The sequence below is a fragment of the Lysinibacillus sp. FSL H8-0500 genome, assembly GCF_038051955.1.
In the GTDB taxonomy this organism is placed as follows: Bacteria; Bacillota; Bacilli; order Bacillales_A; family Planococcaceae; genus Lysinibacillus; species Lysinibacillus macroides.
On sequence record NZ_CP150292.1, the window covers coordinates 1,861,680 to 1,883,758 of the forward strand.

Consider the following 22,079-nt stretch of genomic DNA (forward strand, 5'->3'; position numbering starts at 1 on the left):
ACGTTTAGGATAAAGATCAGCTTTTTTCGACTGTCATTTTTATAATAAATACGAATATAAGGATGATCGAAAAGAGGGAAATGTATGGAATCTTATTTATGGCTAAGTCGCACAGCGTTATTACTTGCTTTTGTTCTTTTATTGCTCGCTATTATTCCATTTGGTTTAGCGATTAAATCAAAAAAGCATAGAAGTGCTCAAATAGCGCTAATACTAACAGGGCTTGCCTTTAGTTTACAGCTTATTTATTTTATTGCTCGCTGGAAGGCTGTGGGTCATGCGCCTGTCAGTAATATGTATGAGTTTATGACCTTTTTTAGCATAATGCTAATTGGTGCATTTTTACTTATGAGCACTTTATATAAGCAGTGGAGCATTGGCTTTTTTGCGATTCCCATTGCATTATTACTGTTAGGGTATGGTAGTGTGTTTTCAAGTGAAGCCAAGCCACTTGTACCTAGTCTGCAAAGTCATTGGCTTGCTGTCCATGTGATAACAGTGGCTGCCTCCAGTGCCATTTTATCGGTGTCATTTGTTACAAGTATGATGTATTTATTGCAAAGGTTAGATGTAACAAAACGCACACATAGCACAAAAAGTATGGAGTTTGTCCTTTGGAATTTAGTTGTAGTTTGTGGATTTGTGCTTATATCCAGCTATTTTCATCTTACATTTAGCCCAAAAACCATAGCCTTTACAGCACAGGATGGCATAACGGTCAAGGCTATCTATACAATGCCTATTCTTGTAGCAAATGATGCAGACGTAGGCTTTCTTGCGATACCAACTAGTATTGATGCAAGAAAATTAAATACGATTGTATGGTCATATGGTGTAGGGACGCTATTATATATAGTGCTTCGTTTAGTATTGCGTAAACCGCTTTATGCATTATTAAAGCCATTTACATTCTCCATTCAGCCAAAATTATTAGATGAAATCTCTTATCGAGCTATTTTAATTGGCTACCCATTGTTTTCGTTAGGCGGCTTATTTTTTGCCATGATTTGGGCGCAAATTGCATGGGGAAGATATTGGGGCTGGGATCCTAAGGAAGTATGGGCATTGATAACGTGGTTATTTTATGCAGCCTTATTACATCTACGCCTTTCAAAGGGCTGGGAGGGAGAGCGCACGGCATGGCTAGCCATTATTGGCTTTGGCATTATTTTATTTAATCAAATATTTGTGAACTTAGTGATTGCAGGGCTTCATTCATACGCATAATACAAACCGTTTGTTGTTAAATTAGTGTTATACATTGCAAGTCGAATCATGTAGAATACTAAATATGAATAATGAATAAAAAGGGGTTACTATTCGTATGAAAGATTTTGAACAGCAATTGGAAGGCCTATTAAAGCAAGCCTCATTGCAATACATAATATATCAGCATAATGGTGATACAGAGCGCATGGATAAAACATCACTTTTTGCGCGAAAAATTCAGCAAAAGGAGTATGTGATTGGCTTTGCAGGCCACTTTTCTGCAGGGAAGTCCAGTATGATTAATGCGCTATCGGGCGAAAATTTACTAGCATCTAGTCCAATTCCAACAAGTGCGAACATCGTAAAAGTTCATAAATCAGAGGAAGACTATGCAATTGTCTATATGCACAATGAAAAGCCTGTAAAATTTGAGGCTGGCTATGATTTTAAAACAGTAAAAGAGCTAAGTAAAAAAGGGGATTTAGTGTCACAAATTGAAATTGGACACAGCGCCTCTACACTACCACTAGGTGTCACTGTAATGGATACACCAGGGGTAGACTCCACAGATGATGCACACCGCATGTCAACGGAATCAGCATTACATATTGCCGATATCGTATTTTATACAATGGACTACAACCATGTGCAGTCGGAATTAAATTTCCAATTCACAAAGCAATTAATGAAATATAATCCAAATGTTTATTTAATTGTAAATATGATTGATAAGCATAAGGATAATGAATTGAGCTTTGAAGAATTTAAAGCGAGTGTTCATCAGTCCTTCGCAGCATGGGGTGTTGTGCCGAAGGGTGTATTCTTTACATCATTAAGAGAGCCTGAGCATCCACATAATGATTTTGAGGCAGTAAAGAAAATCGTGATGGACAGTATGAATGATTGGCAGGAGCAGCTTGTACAAACAGCTACGAATACATTGCGTTTATTGCAAAGCGAGCATGACAATTATTTAATGGAAGAAAGACAGGATCGTTTAGCAATTGATGAAGAAATTTTAAGTGCGGATGACTGGGCACACCATCAAGATATTTTAGAGCAATACAATAAATTAAATCGTCAGGTTGAATTATTCTCAGTAGAGGCGTGGAACGAAACATTTGAGGAGCAACGGAAGGAACTACTAGCCAATGCAGCCATCATGCCAGCTGATGTACGTGATCGCCTACGTCTTTATTTAGAAAGTATGCAGGAGGGCTTTAAAGTAGGGGGACTCTTTACAGCGAAGAAAAAAACAGAGGAAGAGCGTAACCGACGTAAAGAAGATGCGTATAGTGCCTATCAAAATGTGGTCCATGCACAAATCACGGGGCATTTAAAAGGTCTTATGAAAAAGGCATTGAAGGACGTTGGTGCATTAAACGAAGAACGTGCTACAGCCATTGATGCCTATGTATTTGACTTACCTTTTTCACTGATTGAGCAACAAGTTCAAACAGGCGCTATTTTAACAGGTGATGCTGTATTAAACTTCGCTAACCGTGTCGCAGAAGCAACGAAACGTTACTTTATTCAGGAAACGGATAGCTGGAAAAATGCGCAAGCGACAACACTTGAAGCTGTAGCAACAGAAACTGCTGCGCCGTCAAAATTAAAAATGGCGGGTATGCAGGACAAAGTAGATGCCATTAATGCGGTCCTTGAAATTGAAGGCTATCAGCAATATAGCGCAAGCATTATGCATCAAGCGAGCAATGAAGTTCGTCAAATTGCTAATCAACAGCTTGTAACATGGGAAAATACCTTTAAGCAAGATTTAGCGGATATCCGTTTATTTGATGAATCCATGCTGAAGCCAAAGGAAGAAGCTGTGCAGCAAGAAGAGGTACAGCAGGCAGTCAGCGCAACGACTCTACCAATCGATGGGGTCATTAATCGTGCACGCCATACAGCAAATGCGGTTAAAGAGGTTCAAGGCTTTGCAGAAGTTGCTCAATACCTTGAAAATAAAGTGGAACGTTTACAGAAAAAGGATTTTACGATTGCATTATTTGGTGCATTTAGTGCGGGGAAATCATCCTTCTCGAATGCTTTAATGGGCGCGAAGGTGTTACCTGTATCGCCAAACCCAACAACTGCAGCCATCAATAAAATTCGTCCAGTTACACCTGAGCACCCACATGAAACAGCGGATGTACAGCTTAAAACTGTCGAGCAAATGCTAGAGGACATTCAAGGCTCCTATGCGGCAATTGGCTTGTCCGTGTCTTCATTAGATGAAGCCTATAATCGTGCGGATGAAGGACTTGCCGTTCAGTTAACGGATGAGCGTTTAAACGTTCATAAGTCATTTATTCGTGCTTATAAGGAAGGCTATCCAACATTTAAATCTGAGCTTGGGACGATCATTCGCGTAGACCGTGAAGAGTTTGAAAAATTTGTTGCACAAGAAAATAAATCATGCTTTGTTGATAATATCGACTTCTATTATGATAGTCCATTAACACGTATGGGCGTGACACTTGTTGACACACCTGGAGCGGATTCTATCAATGCACGTCATACAGGTGTAGCCTTTGAATATATTCGTAATGCTGATGCCATCCTATTTATTACGTACTATAACCATGCCTTTGCTAAAGCTGACCGCGAGTTTTTAATTCAGCTTGGTCGTGTGAAGGATGCATTTGAGCTTGATAAAATGTTCTTTATTGTCAATGCGATTGATTTGGCAACAACGGATGAAGAACAAGAAGATGTAAAAGGGTATGTACGCTCAGAGTTACAACGCTTTGGTATTCGCTTCCCACGATTGTATGGGGTATCCAGTCTTTTAGCGTTAAAAGAAAAGGTAGAAGGTGCCGATTTAACATCTGGTATGCCACCATTTGAAGAAGATTTCCACACATTCTTAAACGATGAATTAAGTGCCTTGGCTGTCCAGGCACTTGCAGAGGAAGTCGATAAAACCGAGCAACGTCTAGCTGATTTAATCACACAAACAGAGGATAACTTAAAGCGTAAGGATGAACGCTTAGAGGAATTAACAGCACTTGAACAGCATATTCAATCGAGGTTCAGTGTACTGAATACCAGCATGTTAGAGAGTGAAACAAAACAAGAGCTTGATGAGCTACTGTATTATGTTCTTCAACGTGTTTATTATCGTTATCCTGAGTTCTTTAAGGAGGGCTACAATCCTTCGACATTTGCTGCCATGCCAGCACAGCAAGCGCTGGAGCATGCATTGAAAGAAGTAATGCAAAGCTTACGTTTTGATTTTACACAGGAAATGCGTGTCACAAACTTCCGCTTATCGCAATTTATTAGCAAAAAAATGCAACAGCGCTTTAAGGATGAAGTACGTGAGCTAAAAGAACTAAACCGTAGCTTCTCATTTTTAGCCTTTGAATCGTCTGAGCCAAATTTGCTTGATTTTGAAGGTCCATTTACAGATATTTCAAAATACACAAGTGTCAAATCGCACTTCCGTAATCAAAAAGCCTTCTTTGAGAAAAATGAGAAAGTAAAATTAAGTGAGGCACTTGAAGCATTAACAAAGCCAGACGCACAAGAGTACTTAGATGTACAAAAGGTTGCGCTCATGACATGGGCCATTACCTTTATTGCAGAGGAAGCAGAACATTTACGTCAATATATTTATCATCAAGCACTTGAACAAATTGACACAGAAAGACAGGCACTGCAAGAAGAAAGCCGTTTAGCTTCTTGGAAAGCCATCTATGCACAACTACAATACGCATGAGGTGATTCATTTGGGAAAAGTATTCAAATCAGTGGATGATATCCAACTTGATGGTGTCCGTTTTATCGACGCCCGTTATGATTTACAAAATAAGGAGGCAGGCAGAAAAGCATTTGAAGAAGGGCATGCAACAGGAGCTATTTATCTTGATTTAGAGCAACAGCTATCTGATATGGATAGTAAAGATGGGCGTCATCCAATGCCAAGCAAGGAAAAATTAACCTCTGTCTTTCAGGAGCTAGGCTTACGCTATGAGGATCAAATTGTTGTATATGACCAAGGTGCTGCGCCATTTGCCCCACGTGCATGGTGGATGCTCACCTATGCTGGCTTTCCAAACGTGGTAATTGTTAATGGTGGTGCACCAGCACTAGAGGCCAAAATACCATTTACCAAGGATATTATTAAATATCCACCAACAAAGATTGACTTTGTGTGGCGTGATGAGCTGTACGCGCCAAGACAAGCTGTTAAAGCCATTGTGGATGGTGAGGTACAAGCAACTTTACTTGATGCCCGTGCGGCTGAACGCTATCGCGGTGAAGTGGAACCGTTGGACAAAGTAGCAGGGCATATTCCAACAGCGCAAAACTTCGATTGGGAGCAATTAAAGGTAGATGGACAATTAAAGGCCAACGATGCATTGCGCCAAAAAGTTGCACGCGATGAGCATATTGTTGTCTATTGTGGTAGCGGTGTGACAGCCTCTCCTTTATATGCTGTGTTAGCAGACGAAGGCTATGAAAATATCCAATTATATGTAGGCAGCTTTAGTGATTGGATTACAGAATATGAAGTAGAATAAAAAAAACGCTCACATTAGGAGCGGTCAGATAGGGATTTATAATCTCTGAAAAATTCGGCATAGTCGTTGATTTGCGGCTATGCCGTTTTTAGTTTGGTAAGTCAATTGCGCCAATGCAGTTATAGAAAATTTGAATTCGCTGGGTTCTGCGGCCATTGACTTTTTCAGCCTTGAATACGATAATCTTATCAATGAACTCTCGGATAATCTCTGCATCCAATTCTGTAATCTCTGTGTACTTTTTAACCAGTGCAAGGAATCGGTCGGTATTGAGGGACTGTTCTTTTGCTGTATCAATGGTACTCTTTAATTCAGTTACCCTTGTCTCCAGTATCTTCTGTTCGGCCTCATATTCAGTGGACATCTTGTAAAAACGCTCCTCGGGAATTTTGCCCATCACATTGTCCTCATATAACTTCTGGATGATTTTGTCTATGTCCGTAATACGAGCCTGCGCATGTTCGTACTCCTTTTGACTTTGGCGAAGTTCTTTAGCAAGTTCCTTTTCCGAATTATTCATAACTACACGGATGAATTCCTGTTCATGGTCTTTGGCAAAGGAGGTTACACGTCTTAAGTCATCTAGCAAAAGCTGTTCCACTACGACATTGCGTATCTGATGTGAACTGCACATACCCTTTTTCTTGCGGTAAGTAGCACAAACGAAGTATTCCTTATCGTGTGTCCATCCCTTGCCTCTAACCTGATACAGCTTTGCTCCACAGTCGGCACAAAACATCATACCAGAGAGCATTCCCATTTCACCTAATCGTGATGGTCTTCGCTTGCCATCTCTGATTTTCTGCACTGTTTCCCAAGTACCCTCATCAATAATTGCTTCATGGGTATTTTTGAAAACCAGCCAATCTTCTGGATTGTTCAATATCTTGACTTTGCTCTTATATGACTTTTTAGAAGTCTTGAAATTCACCGTGTGACCGAGATATTCCATTTTAGCTAGAATGTCTGCTACGGAACGAGCCGACCAAGCATATGGGTTTTCAGGTGGTCTTGCTGGAGTGTTAATACCCATTTTGCGAAGATGAACCGTAGGTGTATCAATGCACCGCTTTTCAAGTTGCTTTGCTATCTGCGTGGGGCCAAAGCCAGCCATGCACAGTCGGAAAATATCTCTGACCACTTCGGCGGCTTTCTCATCTATTATCCAGTGCAACTTATCCTCAGGATCTTTGATATATCCGTAAGGCGGATTGGTGCAGAGTGGCTTACCGGATTGTCCTTTGGATTTGAACACAGCACGGATTTTCTTGCTAGTATCCTTAGCGTACCATTCATTAATAATGTTAAGAAACGGTGTAAAGTCACTGTCTGCTTGGTTTGCACTATCAATACCGTTGTTAATAGCAATGAATCGTACATCTGCTTCAGGAAACATAATCTCGGTATAATAACCTACTTTGAGGTAATCCCTACCGAAGCGGGACATATCCTTGATGATAATTGTTCTGACTCTTCCAGATTCTACATCCGCAATCATGCGGTTAAAGTCTGGTCTATCAAAGGTTGTACCGCTAACCCCATCATCCACATAAAATTCGATGTTACGAAAACCGTTGTCCTCAGCATATTTTTTTAGAATTGCCTTCTGGTTTACTATACTATTGCTATCTCCTGCAAGCTCATCATCATGTGAAAGCCTGCAGTACAGAGCAGTAATTTTTGCTTCTTCAAATGCTAATGTTGATTTACGTATAGTGCTAAATGTTGACTGTCTATTCATTTTTCTCCTCCATTTCCGACAGTCTTCAAGCGGTTTAGCACTATGTATATTACCGTACTACCTTGAAGAAGTCGAGTTGATTTCCGTGGGTTTATGTGAACTATCTGATAACTTTGAAAGGCTTTTTGCGTTGACCGTAATCAGTCGTTTCAGCTTGGAATATGCACTTTCCTTTGCTGAATCACTTACTCGTGATTCCACCACATAGACCGTACCTCCAATATCGGATTTGGTTGTGCGGCTGTTAATTGGGTTTTCCATATCGTGACCTCCTGTCCGATGTTTTGAAGGAACTGGCACTGAGCCGAATTGATGACTCAGTGCCTAATCCATTATTTAAGCTTTTATTTGTAATATTTTCAGAGCATCCGGTTGAATTAGCTTGCCATCCAATCTCTCGTAAGCAGAAAATCCAATTTGCCCCTGCAATGCATATAACTCACTTAATTTTTTTATCGTTATTGGTTGACGTTCAATCAGCCAGTAGTATGATAAATCTCCAAACACAATGCTTTTTGCTCCTGCTAATACTGTAGGCATATATGGAGAGGTAACTACAGGCTTTCCGAAGATGGTGTTATCCGAAGAATTCCACAGATAACTGCCGCTTGTATCCTTAAGGGTTCTAAGAAGCATGGCTGTATTATTGTGCATGATAAACACAGCGTTATTGCGGTATTCATCTTTTAATGAAAAATACAGAGAGATGATCTCATCAAAAGAGATGGTACTATTATCTGCTGTAGTTACATCTGCGTCTGCCGTAAGAATGCCAGTTGGCTGTGTCACGCCATTGCCATTAAGTAAAGCATTTTCCTCAGCCTTGCCGAATCGCTTCGCAAAATCACTCGTCAAATATTTTTCAAGGTTAAAATTCATATCGGTGACGAATGAGCGGTTTAACCTGACAAGAGATGCCAGCTTATACGATTTCACCAGAAACTGTGTAAATGTATCAGCGCTTTCGGGGATTGGATCCCCGTCCTCAACCCAATCGGCTGTACCTGTTGAGGCTACCGCTTGAATTTTACCTTCTGTAGAAGATAGATTGATAACAGTGGCAAATTTGCGGAATAGATTCTCCTTTGTAAGAGCAATGTTAAAGCCTTCTCGGAATTCGTCCGGTGCGACATATGCCCCGGCATTATCATAGCCCTCGTTCAGATTTTGATAGTTTTCTTCTTTTCCCTTCATAACGTTCCAGAACGTCCTATTATAAGTTGCTGATGTTGCCATAATCGTTTACCTCCTAAATTTAAATAGATTGTGGGGTATATACCCCGTTTGAAACCGCGTTTTTTCACGCGTTGCCCCACGCCCGTTGCCCAGATGAAAAGGTGTGGAGATTTGACCTCCCCTAGGGGGATAGATGGAATTAAAGCCATCCTTGCTTTAAGCAATAATCTAGCACTTCCTTATAGCTGTAATAGACACTGCTGGAATATCCATGCACGATACACCAGTGCGGAGGGTCTGCGTTTTTGCTACGTTGGATAACTACCGGAGAGCCTTTTGCCTTCGGTAATATAAACATTCCTTCATAATGCTCTGTATCAAAATCGCTAGGGTCATAGGATTTGAAAACTCTATTTTTATTCCTATTCATGTTTTGCGTCCTTTCTTTTTATGTTGAACACATGGGGTAAATGTCAGTGTTTTCAAGGTCTTTTAAGCTTTGTAGCAAGATGTAGCAGGTAAAAAGCAAACTCTCTATACAAGAGCGTTTTTTCATATAACCTGTTTTACTTGCTACAAGCTGCTACAATGTGTTTACAGCAGGAAAAACTCATCGTCATTGGCCAGCTTATAACCAATCAGTAGTGTGGTCATCCCACCGCCAGAACGTGGTCGTTTCCGCTCCACTCGGGCGATGGCAGACAGTGCCTGTTTGAAGTTTCTGGCATTCTCTGAATAACAGCCGTTGGCACTGCACCATCGCTGATACCGGGCATACACTTCGGATGTCCGTACCTCGCTGTTTGGACTTTCCTCCAAGGCATCTTCAAAGAATAATGCTATTTTGTCGCTATCATGTTTGTAAGCCTCCGTTGCTACCTTGACGGAATCGGGTAAAGTCAAGCCTTCCTTCTTCAACTGCTGGTAGCCTTCAATTAGCCAGTTGAGGATAGCGCTCTGATTCTTCGGTTTGGCGAATTCACGTTTTAGGCTTTTATCTTGCTCGCTTTCATCAAAGTGTCGTTCAAAAGGGATAATCACCACTCTACCACTAGAAAACAGCGTCATATCCGTAATGACTGGCAGATAATTGGTATTGATATACAACTTAAACTTTGGTGAGAAGTCAAAGGAATTCTCGTGCAGAAACCTTGCGTTGATGGTGTCACCGCCCGTCATGCTTTTTACCTGAGCGGCATTTAGGACAAGACCTCTGCTAGGTTCAGAAATATTCACAAAGCGTACTCCTGCAAGCCGAGCAATATCTTCGCTAGGACTCGAACTGTTATTGTTATTTTTTAGACTGATTGTCTCAGGCCTTGCAGTACAACCATAGCTACCTAATACCTTAAGAATGCTCTCGCATAGCGTACCCTTACCATTTCTTGTTGTGGCACCATAGAGAACAAACAGACATTCAAACCGAGTGTCTCCGCTGATACCATACCCGAAGGCTTTTTGTAGGAACTTTGCCTTTTCCTCATCACCGCTCATAATTTCATGAATAAATGCATCCCATCGCTCGCTTTTTGCTTCCGGCTCATATTTAACGCCTGATATCCTTGTGAGTCTATCCTCGCTGTTGTGGGGACGAAAATCCATAGATGTCAAAAATAATGTTCCGTTGGCACAATTTAGCACAAACGGGTCTTGGTCGAACTCAGCCATTGAAATGGGATATACACTTTGTGCATCCTTAAGTACCGTTTCCCTGTATCTTCTTAACTGCCACTTTCTGCAATAGTCAATGTATGCCTTTCTCTGATGTTCATCTGGGATAGTTAAAGCATAGGTTAGTAGCTGGTTAGCCAGAGATTTACACATTTCCATCACTTTGAGGTTACCAATATCGGGAGTCCAAACACCATTCTCATAGCAAAACCACATCTTCCTTTCGGGAACATAGCGGGCAAAAGTCTTATAATAATCAGCAAACAGCCTGCTTGCCCCAATATCTGTCCAAGGGTAACGCTCATTGTTTTCAGGCTTTAAATCAGCAAGGGAATGTTCCTCAAAATCTTCTGTGGCGGAAGAACGCTTACCACCCGGTTTGTAAATTTCGGTAACACTTGCGATAGCTTTTTGTATGGTAAGCTTTCCATAAGTACTGCCAGACTGAGTTCTATTCCATTTATCCCGCATTAAGCCGCTCTTCCGAAAAAGTCTGTCCATTTGCTTTACATCCCTGCCGCACCAAAAGGCAAGCATACCGCAAAGCGCCAAATCAGCTTCACTAGGGGAAGCATAACTCGATGTATCTCCCTGCCATAATGCCTTGAATCTTTCTCCATTTGCTGATTTTACAGCTTTCTCAATAACGGATTTATCAGACAGATAGGACTGGCTTTCTATGTCTGGTAGTTGTTTCACAGGGTTAGGGCGTAGCATATACTTGTCCAGTACCATCTGCAGATCTTCCGATTTTTCTGGCACATCACCACTAGCAAACACATTACCTGTTACGGTAACAAAGCGGTGTGTTGCTCCTGCTACATAGACCTCAATTCCTAACTTCCTGTTGTTGATATAATATTTTGTCTTGTTATAAATAAAGCCGGAAGCCTTAAAGAAAATATGCAGACCTTTTCTGGATGGACTTCTTTCCATATAGCAGCCACTAAACGCATCGACAACATTCTGAGCAATAGGCTTAAGTTTACCGCTGCTATCGAAGCAATCATCTAAATCTATAACGCAAATGTCATAATCGACTAATAAGCCGATGCCATCATAATTACTAACAGCCGATACCGTTGAATTAAAATCTTTAAAGGTACTCGGTTGATCTGGCTTTGCCCTTTCTCCTATTACCGGGTCATAGGGCACTTTGGTCTTTCTGCCACTTCGCTCTTCATATCTCCAACAGCAAAACTGCGGCTTATCTTTAAGTACGTGCGGCAAGTTTTTGTATTGTGTATTCAGTTATTTCACCTCCTTGCCTTTCATAAATCTCCCGAAACACTACCGTTCCAGAGGACTTGCCTTTGTTTGACATAGCCTCGTTTTCTTTCAAGAAATACGCTCGGAATTAACGTCATGGCATATTCTTCTTGAAGTATCTCTTGTATTTCGGGGTATTCAGTTGTCAAGGAGCATGAGAGCAAAAACGTAATTAGTAGCTCACGAGAAAAGTAAATCTGCAGAGTCTGTTTCGAAGGTTATGTCCTTTCACAATCCACAGGACACGTCTGCAGTTTGAGTACTGGAACAAATATTTCTGTGATTTTGCTTTCTTCTACTAATAGTCGAAATAATTAACCCCCTCGCTAAATTCAACAGCAAATAGCTAAGTCGGATGGTCATGCAAAGGATTTTTCCTCTCACCTTATAGCCTTGGTAGAGCAACTTAGTTGAGGATTTTCTAAAAATATTTTTCTTCCTCATCCATAAGCGTAGATTTCTGCTTATTCGAACCCTTAAAATAAAAATCAGCCTGTCTTTTTCTCTGGTAAAGACGGCTGTAATGCTTATGCTCACTTTTGAGCGAAAGTGATATTTAATTAAAAAGGCTTAATACTATCGCTTTATCCTATAACAATTGTCTTTCCGACTGTTTTGTCTAAAAGTATTTTTAATACTTGAGAAACTATATGTTTCAAATAAATAATATTTTTTTAAATACCCAAAATATGTCCATTTGATATGGTATAATTTACATGATGAAAGGAGTTGTTGCCGAAAAATGTCTATTGAATATAACAGAAACAAGGGTTTTCGCCTTCTGAGTATATATGAAAGATTTAATAAAGGTGAACTCTTAACAAAGGAAAATTTAGCTGATGAATTTGGTGTAACTGTTAAAACAATTCAGCGTGATATAGACGACCTTAGGGCATACCTTTCTGAAACGCATTTCTTTGAAGGAGAAGCAACTATAAAATATGATCGTAGCAAAGGCGGATATTATCTTATGCGCTTTGAACGAGAGTGGTTTACTAATGGAGAAGTGCTTTCAATTTGCAAGGTACTCTTGGAGAGTCGAGCGTTTAATAAATCTGAGCTTGACACGCTGGTATCGAAACTTCTGTCCCAAGTAACACATAATGATAGAAAACATGTTGAAGATATTATTTTAAATGAAAAGTTTTGTTATGTACCACCAATGCATGGTACAGCATTAATTTCATTGGTCTGGGAATTATCTCAGTATATTACCAGTAAAGAGATAATCTGTATAAACTATAAACGCAAAGATGGAATACAAACTGAACGTAAAATAAAACCAGTAGCTATAATGTTTTCGGAATATTACTTCTATTTGGTGGCATACATGGCAGATGGAAGCAAGGATTATCCGACGATATTTCGTGTTGACCGTATTGAAAAACATAGAAATACAAATGAACATTTTGATGTTCCGTATAAGGAAAAATTCAATGACGGTGAGTTTAGAAAAAGAGTACAGTTTATGTACTCTGGTGAGCTACGTACAGTGGAATTTGAGTATAAAGGAGAATCTATCGAAGCGGTTATAGACAGACTCCCTACCGCCAGGGTATTGAATGAGACTGATGGCATATTTACCATTAGCGCAGAAGTATATGGTACGGGGATAGATATGTGGTTACGAAGCCAAGGAGAAAATGTAAAGATAATACGATAAAATAGGAGGATATATGATTACTAACTACAAACAAATTAAAGAAGAAGTTCTAGAAATGTATCAAGATTTTCTTGCAGTAGTGGATGAAGCGAATTTTCCGCTAGATAACAAGTCCATGATAGCATTAAAGAACCAAGCAGAGAATATTAGAAAGGATAAGTTCCTTTTAATGATTGCTGGAGAAGCAAAAAGTGGAAAGTCAACATTTATCAATGCTTTCTTAGGTCAAGAAATATTGCCAATGGATGTCAAACAATGCACAAGCGCTATAGTTGAAATAAAATACGGAGAAGGATTTACCCTTACTGCTACATATGCAGGAAGTCACACTAAGAAACTGGTTGGAGAAAAGGACATCAAAGAGTTTTTGGTGAAAAATGCCGCCCTTAACGACGATTATAGAGAGATTCCAGTTACAACTATTAATAATGAAGTTCTTATCAAATACAAAGGAAGATTTTCAGAAAGAGTCATTACCGACCTTATAAATGGAGTTCAGCCTGAGAACATATACGGTTTATCTAGTACAGAGTACGCAAAGAAAATACGATCTTACATAGAAAAAAATAAGTATAGCTGGGCTGATATTGTAACAAAGATGGTTATTACATATCCATTCGAAGATGAAAGCTTAAAGGGAATCGAAATTATTGATAGCCCGGGAGTTAATGCACAAGGACGAGTTGGTGATATCACTAATGAATACATTGAAAATGCAAATGCAATCATGTTTCTAAAGCCAATTACTGGGGCAGCCTTAGAATCAACATCGTTCAGAAGTTTTCTTGAAAGCAAGAGTGTCGAGCGAAACGGAAACGCTCTATTTTTAATATTGACTCGTGCAGCAAATGAAAACCCTGAAAACTTGGAACGGTTACAGCATGAAGCATTAAAATTGTATGGAAATACAATCAAAACAAGCCAGATTATTAGTGTAGATAGTAAAGTCGAACTTTTTATAAATAAAATTTCTAATATGACAGTGGACGAAATCGAGTCTTATCTGGATGAGTTGGATAGTAATGGACGTCTTGATGCTTTCATTACACCACCACGATCAATGAGAATGCTTATTAAAGAGAAATATATTGAATTTTTGAAGGCAAAATCTAATTTTGTAACGGTTGACCATGCATTAAACATATTTGGACGTAAGACCCATTATTTGGCTTTAAGTGAGTTGATAGGGCGAATGCTCAAAGTCTATATACGGATACAGGATGACCTTGAAGAACAAATTAAACTGAATAAACTTAAGGTTAAAGATCCTACGGAACTTGCAAGGCAAATTGCTGAAATTAAGAGAAAACTCAATGAAATCAATGCAAAAATGGGAAAGACTGTTGACGAGGTTGTTACACGTTACACGAGTGATTCTGGCATTGTTAGAACAAAGGCTAAAAGTGTAATTGATGAATTTACTACCTGCGTCGGAGCAATTTCCAATGATGATATAAACCAATTAGAGAAGATTTCATTTAGAAAAATCGATGAGGCAAAAAAATTCCAAGAGGAAATGGAAAAAAATATAGTTGCTGAGTGTAATGCGGCTCTAATTGCGCTCAGCAATGAAAATAAGATAAAATACACCTCTTTAGAGCCTGATTTTACTGCTGAAACATTTGCAGAAATCAAACAAAAAACAGAGGCTTCTGCACAAGTAGAAAAATCATATACTAGCGGAACTACATTTAAAAAAACGCATTACTCTTCCGAGTATTCGAGATCAGAGCATTTTCGGTTAATAAAGAGTAGTATTCAGACACGGATAAAGTCTATACAGAATGAGGCCATAAACAATCTGATTGATTTTGCCAATGAAACAGCAGCAACTTATACAGAGGAATTAGCGGCAAACGCGAAAGCTAAAAAAGAAGAATTAGATAGGATCATGGAAGAAAAAAAGAATGCAGAGGAAATTCAAGAAACTATTGAAAGTATGCAAAAATTACTTAATCAAATATCACCATTGGTAAATATTGCCAAGGAAAGAAAAGGAGGTATAGATGCAAATGTACAATAAACAAGTACTTACCGGAAAAGTCGATGACATGTTTGAAGATTTGAAAAAACAGTCATATGAAATTATTGCGGTACATTCTAATTTTTCTGATGCTTCTAAAATAATTGTTGATACGGTTTCCTCTGAAGTTGTAATGCGCAGTAAAACATTAATCACTGATATGTATGCTCAGATGTCAAAGAATACGATGTCTTCTAATATATTTGACGATGCCGAAAGAAGGAGCCAATTTTACGAAGCAAATATTAGAAGAGATATATTATCAAAGTACCAATTTGATATTGCAACTATCAATGCCTTTCAGAGCGGAATACAATATAAAGAACTCCATTGTTTGTACTCGTCCCTTGCAGTGGTGGCAGGGACCACAGCTATTGGTGGAGTGTTGAAATATGCGTTAGCTACAACAGTTAAAGTACCGATAGTAGCAATCATTGCTGGAGCAGTAGTTGCATTTTGTATAACATATTTAAAAATTATACCAAATAAAAATAAAGCAAACTTTCGTAAAGCGACAGAAGATTTTTTATATGAATTAAAGAAAGAGTTTATCAAGTGGTTTGATGAAATTGAAGTATACTATAATGATCGTATTCAAGGCCTTGTAAGTACGTTTAAGGAGGGCGGAAGAATATGAATGATATGGTACCTTCAAAGGAATTAGATGCGTTTAAAAATGATACGAATATTATATGTGCGGAAACAAACAACCTATTAGCATCGTTATATCCATCTTACCTTGTAAACCCCAAATATATTTCAGAATTGGTTGAATGTAGCTCTTCAGAGATACTAGATGGATTTACTTACTACCGCATCGCAAGTTGCTCTATAGAAGATGTTGATGATGAGATTGCTTATCTAAATCAAAAGATGGAGAAGCTTTTTACAGCAATTCATTCTATTGGTGTGACCATAGCTTATGGAATTGTAAGCTGTGATGGTGTTACTAATTTGGTGATAGGTATATATCAAAAAAAGGATGCCGATGTTATCGCTTCTATAATAGGTGGATTATTATCTGGTGTCGAACTTGTAAGTATAAAACCTAACTTTATGAATAAGTCAGCTTATCCATCTTATTTTGGTTCGTTACCTGCTATACCAACAACAAAAATAGAAGATAAACCACAGACATTCGATATTGCTCCTATTATGCGAAGTCTTAATGGTCAAAATTATACCATGCTTATTATTGCTAAACCGATGCCAAGTGATGTTTCAGCTCAAAAGCTTAGTGAGTTATTAACTATACGAGACCGATGCTTTGCTGTAAGCAAACGAAATGTATCAAGGCAAAAGAATACGACGACTACCGAATCGCATTCTGAAGGACACAATGGCTCCACTGCATACTCTGAATCCATTAACAAAAACAAAGGTTTAAATGTACTATTATTGTCAGGAGGAAAGAGCAAAACCGAAGGCAAATCCGAAACTAAAGGCTATAGCTATGATGAAAGTATATCTTCTGCAATTTCAGAAGGAGAAACTATATCTGGTGATATTCAGAATGGATTTGCGCTAGAATTGATTGATTATGCTGAAAGTGGAATTGAAAGACTTAAAGTTGGGCAAAGTTGTGGGATGTGGCAGACAGCCGTCACTTATTCAAGTGATAATGTAGTAGCAAGAAATGTTATCCAAGCATGTTTGAATGGTGAAATATCAAGACCTAATCCTAAGTTGCTCCCAGCTAAACCAATTGCAATAGAACAGCAAAATGGACAAGAACTTCTTATTCCCAAAAACCTTATGACTGATGGAATTAATGAGAATCCTCTTTGTACATTATTAACATCTACAGAAGTGAGTTTACTCTGCTCACTGCCTGTAGATAGTGCACCGAATTTTGAACTGAAACATACAAAGCAATATCCGCTAATAACTACAGGTATTGGTACTAATGGTATTGAACTTGGTAAATTGTCAGACAGTGGAAGAATTATTGATAATATGCCTTTTGCTTTAAGTGAAGCAGACTTGAATAAGCATACATTTGTGTGTGGTATTACTGGTAGTGGAAAAACAACAACCGTTAAAGGAATTTTAAGAAATTGCTCTAAACCATTTATGGTTATTGAATCAGCAAAAAAGGAGTATCGTAATATTAAGCTGGAAGACGGACGTACTCCAACTATTTATACTTTGGGAAAGCCTGAGATAAACTGTTTACAAATGAATCCCTTTTATATTATGGCAGGGGTTAGTCCACAGACACACATAGACTACTTAAAGGATTTGTTTAATGCCTCCTTCTCTTTTTATGGCCCTATGCCATATATTCTTGAGAAGTGTTTGCAGAATGTGTATAAAAACAAGGGGTGGAATTTAACCCTTGGGTATCATCCGTTTCTGGTAAACAAAGAAAATCCGGTAGATTTCTTTGATTTGGAAAAGATGAAAGAAAAGTATAGTATCAGTTCTCATATGTATCTCTTTCCTACTATGTATGATTTGAAATGTGAAATTCAAAGGTACATAGACCAAGAAATGCAGTATGAGGGAGAGGTTGCAGGCAATATCAAAACAGCCATTAAGACAAGGTTGGAAAGTCTTTGCAATGGTGCAAAAGGTTATATGTTTAATACAAATAAATACGCTGATATGGATAAATTGCTAAATGAGAATGTTGTGTTTGAATTAGAAGGATTAGCCGATGATTCAGATAAGGCATTTTGTGTTGGGCTACTAATTGTGTTTATTAATGAATATCGTCAAGTGCATAAAGAAGCACTAGGTAATAGGAAGTCTGGTCTTCAACATTTGCTAGTAATTGAAGAGGCTCATAGATTATTGAAAAATGTGGACACAGAACGTTCTTCTGAAAATATGGGTAATCCAAAAGGCAAGGCTGTTGAACACTTTACAAATATGATTGCAGAAATGCGTTCCTATGGTCAGGGTGTTATTATTGCAGAGCAGATACCTTCAAAACTTGCACCGGATGTAATCAAGAACTCATCTAATAAAATAATACAAAGAGTTGTATCAGCGGATGATCAAGAGATAATTGCGAATACAATAGGGATACGTGACGATGAAGCTATTCACTTAGGAACATTAAGAACAGGTTTTGCCCTTTGTCATAAAGAAGGAATGACACAGCCTGTGAATGTAAAGATAAACCCAGTCGAAGACAATTTTATACCAGATGAAAATTTATATAATAAAGATTTCATACAACGGATGTATTTAATTAATTCAAGCCTTGTAAAAGATGCAACCGCAGATTCTATTGACCGGCTTGCATTTAAATTAATTAATACTCTCCTCATTTGCGATGTTGATTATTGTATTTTAGCGATTAATTATGTGCGAGAAGAATTGGAAAACATCTTATGTGTAGAGTGTGTTGATTTAGTTTTTAATAGTGATTTGAACAAAATTATAGCTACAGTACTTTCTGAAACCATAATCGAATACCTCATGGCAGGCGTATATAGTGTAGGAAAAGTGATTTCTGACGATATAAGTGAGTCAATACTAAATTTGCTTAGAACACCAACCGTAGAAAGAATACAAGATTTTAAAATAAGAATCAAACAACTATATTCAAGAGACACAAGAAAAATGGGTATTATCATTGTGTCGGAGATGATTAAATACCAGTATGAAAAGGATGTTGATATAGAAACATCTATAAAGAACTTTTTTGTAAAGTGTGGGGATCAGGATATGGAAGATGTGATTGATGCAATAAAGGGAGGCGGCATGAAATGATAAGTGAAATTATTTCGGCAGTCTCTAAAACTGTAGAAGCGGTTAAAGTAAAAGAGATAGCAAAGATAACGGAGTATAGCGAGTTAGGTAAAAGAATTATTGAACCTGACATTGATATTGTTAAAACCAAGTCTTTAGAATCAATCATTCAAATGAACTTGGAAAAAGGAATCGAACGAATACCCTCAAGGAATCAAGACCTTGAAGGAAAAAAACACCCAGACACAGGAGTTCCATTTATTGTTAAGGTTGTTGAGAATAGTGAAGGTGAATTAGTGGAGGTCGTAGTTCCCGAATTTGATAGTGCTTTTGATGCACAGTTACCAGAAGGGTTGTACGAATCTACTGATAATGAACAGTTTTCGGAATGTAACCGTCAACTAAAAGAAGCTGTACAAAATGATCCTGAACTAGCTACAAAATTTACAGATGAACAGCTAGAACAAATAATGGATGGTGAAACTCCTGATGGTTATACTTGGCATCACGATGCCGAAAAAGGAAAAATGCAATTGGTTGATACTAAGACACATGCACAAACTGGACATACTGGTGGTAAATCCATTTGGGGCGGAGGAAGCGTAAATAGATAAAGCCCAGTGGTGAAATGTCAACCATTAAAAACAGTAAAATTGGAAATTCTTAAGCTCTATAGCCGCTGAATGCTTGATTTTAGGCGCACTTAAATAAACCTCACGCTTTTTAACTAAAAATAGTTAAAAAACGGAAGTTATAAATTAACTAAAGAAAAGTGAGAAAAGATTCGTTATTCTCTCCTTTCTTCTTTGGGGATGTACAACTGTTTCGTGCGTAGTAGCGAATGCACGAGTCGTACAAGTTTTCTAGCGGTTAAGACGAGCGCGCGTTTGTGTTGATGTTTCGTTACTTCTTGGTATTTCTTTTGATAAAAGGCTTTATATTCGGCGTCATGTTTTCGTATGGCGTCTGATGCTTGCACAAGATAATAGCGTAAATACTTATTGCCGGTTCGCATACGGCTGGTATCCTCGGCTTCATACTCGCCTGACTGATACTGTGTCCATACGAAACCTGCGTATTTCGCTAAAGCGTGGTGATCATCAAAACGATGAATATCCCCAATCTCTGCGATTAAACCCGCTGCGTACACGGGACCGATGCCTTTTACCGAAGTTAATGTTTGTGGAATACCTTTCATCATGCGTTCGATTTCCTTATCTAACCGCTTTACTTGGGTTTCCATGTGTTGAATGGTGCTTAAAATCACGGATAAAGAAAGATTAACCGGATCGGCCATTATTTTATCTAAACGGTACGAATTACGAGCGAGCTGCTTGAGATATTTCGCCATCTCCTCAGGCTCCGCAAAACGGTTTTTACCTTTTTCTTGTAGGAACTCGACCAGCTCCTCCAAAGGCATTTCAGCGATGATACCAGGGTCCAGTTCTTCAATGACGGCGATGCTTGTCGCACCGAATGTATCAGAGAACGGATTATCTTGGCGTAAGCCGCTAAATTTTAAGTACAGTTGATTTAACATGTATGTTTTATTACGCGCAATTTCATGAACTAAATGGAAGCGCGTACGTGTTAAACGACGCAGGGCATCGTAAATTAAGGTTTCTTGCATTTCATGTGGCAATCGTCCAAAGCGTAGATGATCCGCAATAACCCAGGCGTCTACTTTGTCGTTCTTCGGTAATGTATCGTAGCCCTTTTTAAAGCGAGCTACTTTACGCGCGTTGAGCATATAAATCGCTGTTTGAAGATGGGGTAAGACTTTTTTACATTGTGCTTTTAAGTAATGGGCAAGGTGCCAACTATATTGATCCGTGGCCTCCATCCCGATTTTTAATTGATCTGTTTGATTTTTTTCCGCTGTTCGTATAATTTTTTGAATCAAAGTGTCCGCACCTTCTACATCATTTCGAACAGAAAAATCAGCGAGTGTGTGACCCTCTCCATGCATGAAATGAACATGATGGGAGCGCAAACTCACGTCAATACCGACTAGCATATGTGACATGCCAATCACCTCCTAAGGGGGAATTAATCAAGATACACGCAGACCTGGGTGCCCAGTCGAATCATCGATGTCTGCCTCGTTATCAGCAATCGCAAGTAGAAGACCATTTATGAGCGCTACACTCTCTTCTGAATCTTACGTCGCAGCCAGTGGTTAGACCTTCCATAATGAACGATGGGTAGCAGGCTTATGAAGCAGTACACAAGTGTGTCTGCAAGGAGTGAAAGCTATTTCCTGTGAATACCTTGTCTGTTCCATTGTCGCATGGACACAGGGCTGCGTGAACTATTTTGGATGACTAAAAAAGGACGAAGTACTGAAATGGAGCCTCCTCCATCCTTCGCCCTTGTGCTATAAAATTGGGTTAAAAAAGGGGATGACAAATAAACAGGTAAGCACCTGTAGGCAATACTTAAAATAGTATTTAACAATAAAATGATGATTTCCTTTTGGCTCCCTCGGTCAAACAGGGGTCACACAGGTAAAACATAAAACAAGAGTGAGGGAGCCAATCGGCGACCACTTCCTATAGGAAATCCAACAGATCCCCCAGTTGTCCGGATCAACTGGAAATTCTATCGGAAAGAGCTCTTACTACTAATATACGAGGAGTGTAAATTATGAACAATTTATCATGGAAATATGTCAAACCATTAAAGAACAACAAGGCTGTTGAATCTTTTGAAGCTGATTATGGTTTGAAACTACCGCAGGATATTACTTCCTGCATAAAACAAAATAATGGAGGACGTCCTGACAAAAAAGCGTTTGATACGGAAGTATCAAAAGGTCGAGTGATAAAAAGTCTTCTTTCTTTCAACAAAGAGGATTTAGAGACAGTTTATGATGCTATTGATACACTAAAAGGTGAAAAATCAAACCTAGTACCTCTTGCATCTGATCCAGGTGGAAACTATATTTGCTTTGATACTAAGCAACAAGATATTGTGCTTTGGTTACATGAAACAAACACCACTGAAAAGATTTCTAGTAGTTTCACTGCTTTTCTAGAAACACTACATTAGTTTTTGGTGCTTTAGGAGTATTATGTGTATTCTCCCGAAAAC

14 protein-coding genes are annotated in these 22,079 nt (G+C 38.7%); 9 read left to right on the top strand and 5 right to left on the bottom strand.

Annotated features, from left to right (window positions below; translation table 11 throughout):
- Positions 1-84: 84 nt before the first annotated feature.
- The 3 genes from ccsB to MHB44_RS08780 all read left to right on the top strand — a co-directional run bounded on the left by ccsB (position 85) and on the right by MHB44_RS08780 (position 5,741).
- Positions 85-1,227 carry a c-type cytochrome biogenesis protein CcsB gene (ccsB, locus tag MHB44_RS08770; protein ID WP_341302424.1) on the top strand — a complete coding sequence of 381 codons (1,143 nt, stop codon included), beginning with the start codon at positions 85-87 and terminating at the stop codon, positions 1,225-1,227.
- A 97-nt stretch (positions 1,228-1,324) separates the two neighbouring features.
- The gene (locus tag MHB44_RS08775; RefSeq protein ID WP_341302425.1) at positions 1,325-4,936 is read left to right on the top strand and encodes a dynamin family protein; all 3,612 of its coding nucleotides are present in this window, start codon (positions 1,325-1,327) and stop codon (positions 4,934-4,936) included.
- Positions 4,937-4,946: 10 nt separating this feature from the next.
- A complete protein-coding gene (locus tag MHB44_RS08780; protein ID WP_341302426.1) occupies positions 4,947-5,741 on the top strand; it encodes a sulfurtransferase in 795 nt (264 codons plus the stop codon).
- Between the two features lie 88 nt (positions 5,742-5,829).
- Here MHB44_RS08780 and MHB44_RS08785 read toward each other — a convergent pair whose 3' ends face one another.
- The 4 genes from MHB44_RS08785 to MHB44_RS08800 all read right to left on the bottom strand — a co-directional run bounded on the left by MHB44_RS08785 (position 5,830) and on the right by MHB44_RS08800 (position 11,484).
- Positions 5,830-7,482: a DUF4368 domain-containing protein gene (locus tag MHB44_RS08785; protein WP_341302427.1), complete on the bottom strand. Its 1,653-nt coding sequence runs from the start codon at positions 7,480-7,482 to the stop codon at positions 5,830-5,832.
- 57 nt (positions 7,483-7,539) lie between these two features.
- Positions 7,540-7,743, bottom strand: coding sequence for a transposon-encoded TnpW family protein (locus tag MHB44_RS08790; RefSeq protein ID WP_341302428.1), 204 nt, complete (start codon positions 7,741-7,743; stop codon positions 7,540-7,542).
- A 75-nt stretch (positions 7,744-7,818) separates the two neighbouring features.
- Positions 7,819-8,718 carry a phage major capsid protein gene (locus MHB44_RS08795; protein ID WP_341302429.1) on the bottom strand — a complete coding sequence of 300 codons (900 nt, stop codon included), beginning with the start codon at positions 8,716-8,718 and terminating at the stop codon, positions 7,819-7,821.
- 534 nt (positions 8,719-9,252) lie between these two features.
- Entirely contained in the window at positions 9,253-11,484 is a 2,232-nt protein-coding gene (locus MHB44_RS08800) for a phage/plasmid primase, P4 family (protein ID WP_341302430.1), read from the bottom strand.
- Positions 11,485-12,340: 856 nt separating this feature from the next.
- Here MHB44_RS08800 and MHB44_RS08805 point away from each other — a divergent pair.
- Genes MHB44_RS08805 through MHB44_RS08825 form a run of 5 tightly spaced genes read left to right on the top strand, consistent with a single transcriptional unit; the run spans position 12,341 to position 19,600 of the window.
- Positions 12,341-13,261, top strand: coding sequence for a WYL domain-containing protein (locus tag MHB44_RS08805; protein WP_341302431.1), 921 nt, complete (start codon positions 12,341-12,343; stop codon positions 13,259-13,261).
- Between the two features lie 13 nt (positions 13,262-13,274).
- The gene (locus MHB44_RS08810; protein ID WP_341302432.1) at positions 13,275-15,284 is read left to right on the top strand and encodes a dynamin family protein; all 2,010 of its coding nucleotides are present in this window, start codon (positions 13,275-13,277) and stop codon (positions 15,282-15,284) included.
- A complete protein-coding gene (locus tag MHB44_RS08815) occupies positions 15,274-15,921 on the top strand; it encodes a hypothetical protein (RefSeq protein WP_341302433.1) in 648 nt (215 codons plus the stop codon). The genes MHB44_RS08810 and MHB44_RS08815 overlap by 11 nt, the downstream gene beginning before the upstream one ends.
- Entirely contained in the window at positions 15,918-19,007 is a 3,090-nt protein-coding gene (locus MHB44_RS08820) for an ATP-binding protein (protein WP_341302434.1), read from the top strand. Before MHB44_RS08815 ends, MHB44_RS08820 begins: the two co-directional genes overlap by 4 nt.
- A complete protein-coding gene (locus tag MHB44_RS08825) occupies positions 19,004-19,600 on the top strand; it encodes an HNH endonuclease (protein WP_341302435.1) in 597 nt (198 codons plus the stop codon). The genes MHB44_RS08820 and MHB44_RS08825 overlap by 4 nt, the downstream gene beginning before the upstream one ends.
- A 173-nt stretch (positions 19,601-19,773) precedes the next feature.
- On the opposite strand, the gene MHB44_RS08830 is transcribed toward MHB44_RS08825, so the two are convergent.
- Positions 19,774-21,012 (bottom strand): IS110 family transposase, encoded by a 1,239-nt coding sequence (locus tag MHB44_RS08830; protein ID WP_341300262.1) that lies wholly within the window; start codon positions 21,010-21,012, stop codon positions 19,774-19,776.
- A 620-nt stretch (positions 21,013-21,632) separates the two neighbouring features.
- Between MHB44_RS08830 and MHB44_RS08835 the strand changes: the two genes are divergently transcribed.
- Complete coding sequence (locus MHB44_RS08835) at positions 21,633-22,037, top strand: SMI1/KNR4 family protein (RefSeq protein WP_341302436.1); 405 nt, start codon at positions 21,633-21,635, stop codon at positions 22,035-22,037.
- Positions 22,038-22,079: the final 42 nt, after the last annotated feature.